Consider the following 3387-nt stretch of genomic DNA (forward strand, 5'->3'; position numbering starts at 1 on the left):
GCGTCTGCCTGCTCGGCCTGCTCTCGGTGGTCGCCCCCGTGCGCACGTGGGTCGACCAGCAGTCCGACCTCTCCGCCCTGCGCGCCGAGGTCGAGGCGCGCGAGGCGCGCGTCGGCGACCTGGAGGCCGAGGCCGCCCGCTGGGACGACCCGGCGCACGTCAGCGCGCAGGCCCGCGAGCGGCTGCACTACCTGTACCCCGGCGAGACCGGCTACCGCGTGGTGGACGCCCCGCCGTCGCCCGAGACCGCCGCCGCGACCGCGGCCCCGGAGCCGGCGGCGTCGCCCTCGGGGGTGGACCGCCTGTGGCAGCTGCTCGGCGGCGGCTCGGACGCCGCTGACGGCGTCGACCCGGAGGCCCCGTGAGCGCCGGGTCCCAGGAGCCGGCCGGGGCCGAGCCGGAGGAGCCGTCGGCGGAGGACCTCGAGGCCGTCGCGCGCCAGCTCGGCCGGCCGCCGCGCGGGGTCGCCGCGGTGGCGCACCGCTGCTCGTGCGGGCTGCCGGACGTCGTGCGCACCCGTCCGCGGCTGCCGGACGGCACGCCCTTCCCCACGACCTTCTACCTGACCTGCCCCCGCGCGGCCTCGGCCGTGGGCACGCTGGAGGCCTCGGGCCTCATGCGGGAGATGAGCGACCGGGTCGCCGCCGACCCCGAGCTCGCCGCCGCGCACCGCGCCGCGCACGAGGACTACCTGGCCCGCCGCGCCGCGCTCGGCGAGGAGGTGCCGGAGATCGCCGGCGTCTCAGCGGGCGGGATGCCCACCCGCGTGAAGTGCCTGCACGTGCTCCTGGCCCACTCCCTGGCCGCCGGTCCGGGCGTCAACCCGCTGGGGGACGAGGTCCGCGAGGCGCTGGGCGACTGGGGTGCCGCCGGCCCCTGCGCCTGCGCCTGAGCCTGAGCCGACCCGCGGCAGGGTGAAGCGCACGGTCGTGCCGCCCCCGGGGGTCTCCTCGGCCCAGATCTGCCCGCCGTGGCGGGCCACGATCCGCTCGCACGTGGCCAGGCCGATGCCGTGGCCCGGCACCGCGTGGCCGGTGCCGGCGCGCTCGAACATCGCGAACACCGACGCGCGCCGCTCGGCCGGGATGCCGCGGCCGTCGTCGCGCACGGACAGCACCCAGGCGTCGTCCCGCTCGGCGACGGAGCAGCGCACGCGCCCGGGGGACCCGGGGCGCGCGAACTTCAGGGCGTTGCCGACGAGGTTCGCGAGCACCTGGTGCAGCTGCACGGGGTCGGCGGTCACGACGGGCAGCGGGTCCTCCAGCACGACCTCGGCGCCGACCGCGGCGATGGTGGGGCCGAGGTCGGTGAGCACGTCCTCGAACACCTCGCCCACGTCCACCGGCTCGGCGGCGACCACGCGCGCGCCCGCCGAGGCGTGCCCGAGCAGGGCGTCGATGAGGGACGTCATCCGCCGCACGCCGCTGCGGGCGGTGGCGACCCAGGACCGCGCCGGCCCCTCGGCGTCCCCGGCGTGCAGGTCCTCGAGCAGCTCCAGGTAGCCGTCGACGACGGTGAGCGGAGCGCGCAGGTCGTGGCTGGCCACGGCGGCGAACTGCTCGAGCTCGGCGTTGGAGCGCTCCAGCTCGTCCAGGCGCAGGGCCAGCTCCGCGTGCGCCAGCTCGACGAGGTCGCGGGCCTCCTCGGCCGCGGCGACGAGGTGGAGCTGCGCGGCGGACTGCCGCCGGCGCTCGAGCAGCGCCATGGCCGTGGTGGCCAGGTCGGCCAGCTGCGCGCGCTGGTCGGCGCTGAGGTCGCCGGGGCGGGCGTCGAAGACGCACAGGGTGCCGACGACGACGCCCGTGACCGTGGTGAGCGGGTGCGCGGCGTAGAGGCGGACGGCGTCGCGCCGCCCGTCGACCCACGGGCTGTCGGCGAACCGCGGGTCTGCGGCGGCGTCGGGCACGTGCACCGGCTCGCCGAGGGCGATGGTGCGGGCGCACATCGACTCCTCGCACGGCGAGCTCGCGCCCGCGAACCCGACGGTGGCCACCTGGTGCTGCGCGCGGTCGTCGACGAGGTTGATGGTGGCGGTGGGCACGCCGGCGGCCGCGGCGGCCAGCCGGACGACGGCCTCCAGCGCGGGGTCCGCCTCGCCGCTGAGGAGGCGGTGCTCGGCCAGGGCGGCGACCCGCCGGGCGGCCTCGGGGTCACCGCTGCCGTCTGCGCTGCTCATGGCGGCACCATCGGCGCCCGCGGGGGCGGCCTTGAGCCGTCCGGGGGACTGGCCGGGGCCGCGCCTGCGAGAGGGCCCGAGGCGTCAAGGCGGGGGCCCGGCGTGCCGACAACGCCTCGGTGACCGCCCTGCTCCCCGCGCCGCCCGGCCGGCGTCCGTCCGTCCTCGTCATCGAGGACGACCTCGACGTGCGCAGGCTCCTGCAGGCGCACCTGGAGCGGCTGGGCTGCGACGTCCGCGTCGCCGCCACGGGCGAGGAGGGTCTCGCCCTGGCCTTCGCCGCCGCCCCGGACGTCGCCGTCGTCGACGTCGTGCTGCCGGGCCTGGACGGGGTGGACGTCGCCCGCACCCTGCGCGGCCACCTCGGCACGCGCGGCTGCGCGGTGGTGCTGACCACGGTGCTCGACCCCGACGACCTCGGGGAGCTCGGAGACGTCGGCCCCGACGCCGTGCTGCCCAAGCCCTTCACCCGCACCGACGTGGCGCGCGTGCTCGCTGCCGTCCGACCCCTCGCCCAGGAGCTCTCATGACCACCGTGATGGTCGCCGACGACGACGCCGACATCCGCGAGCTCGTCGCCTTCAAGCTCGGCCAGGCCGGCTACCAGGTCGTCACCGCCGCCGACGGCGTCGCCGCCCTGGAGACCGCCCGCACCACCGCGCTGGACCTCGCGGTGCTCGACCTCATGATGCCGGGGCTCTCGGGCCTGGACGTGTGCGCGCAGCTCCGGCAGGAGGCGGGCACCGCCTCCCTGCCGGTGATCATGCTCACCGCCAAGGCGCAGGAGCAGGACGTCGCGGCGGGCTTCGCCACCGGCGCCGACGACTACGTCGTCAAGCCGTTCAGCCCCCGCGAGCTCGTCAGCCGGGTCCAGGCCGTCCTGGCGCGGGCGCAGCGGTGACCACGCCCACCGCCGTCGCCGCAGCGGTGACGGCGCTGGCGGCGCTCGTGGTCCTCCTGTCCCTGGGCATCGCGGCCCGGCGCAGCTGGCGCCGCCGCGCCCACCTGCGCCGCCGCGCGCTGTCCGAGCCGGTGCGCCCGGACCTGCTCGAGCTGCTGGCCGGCGAGCCCGAGGAGCAGGCCGCCGCCGCCACCCGCCTGTCCGCCCTGGACCGCCGGACCTGGGGCGCCGTCGAGCCCAGCGTCGTGGCGCTGCTCGGCAAGGTGCGCGGGGAGGGCCGCCGGGAGGTGGTCCGCGTCCTCGCCCACCG

General features: G+C 78.1%; 5 protein-coding genes and 1 pseudogene. 5 read left to right on the forward strand and 1 reads right to left on the reverse strand.

Features of this window, described 5'->3' with window-relative positions:
• Both AC5FZL_RS15995 and AC5FZL_RS16000 read left to right on the forward strand, forming a co-directional pair.
• Positions 1-365, forward strand: a 365-nt coding sequence (locus AC5FZL_RS15995; RefSeq protein ID WP_493619873.1) for an FtsB family cell division protein, incomplete at its 5' end; no start/stop codon positions are given.
• Positions 362-892, forward strand: a complete 531-nt coding sequence (locus AC5FZL_RS16000; RefSeq protein WP_493619874.1) for a DUF501 domain-containing protein — start codon at positions 362-364, stop codon at positions 890-892. The genes AC5FZL_RS15995 and AC5FZL_RS16000, both read left to right, overlap by 4 nt.
• Before the next feature lie 72 nt (positions 893-964).
• Here the strand turns inward: AC5FZL_RS16000 and AC5FZL_RS16005 are convergent.
• Positions 965-2176, reverse strand: a pseudogene (locus AC5FZL_RS16005) (sensor histidine kinase); the annotation flags it as partial.
• Positions 2177-2295: 119 nt separating this feature from the next.
• Here AC5FZL_RS16005 and AC5FZL_RS16010 point away from each other — a divergent pair.
• The 3 genes from AC5FZL_RS16010 to AC5FZL_RS16020 all read left to right on the forward strand — a co-directional run.
• Complete coding sequence (locus AC5FZL_RS16010; RefSeq protein ID WP_493619875.1) at positions 2296-2706, forward strand: response regulator; 411 nt, start codon at positions 2296-2298, stop codon at positions 2704-2706.
• Complete coding sequence (locus AC5FZL_RS16015) at positions 2703-3077, forward strand: response regulator transcription factor (protein ID WP_493619876.1); 375 nt, start codon at positions 2703-2705, stop codon at positions 3075-3077. Before AC5FZL_RS16010 ends, AC5FZL_RS16015 begins: the two co-directional genes overlap by 4 nt.
• The coding region (locus tag AC5FZL_RS16020; RefSeq protein WP_493619877.1) for a hypothetical protein at positions 3074-3387 on the forward strand (314 nt) is incomplete at its 3' end. The genes AC5FZL_RS16015 and AC5FZL_RS16020, both read left to right, overlap by 4 nt.

The organism is Quadrisphaera sp. DVD1 (genome assembly GCF_058932755.1).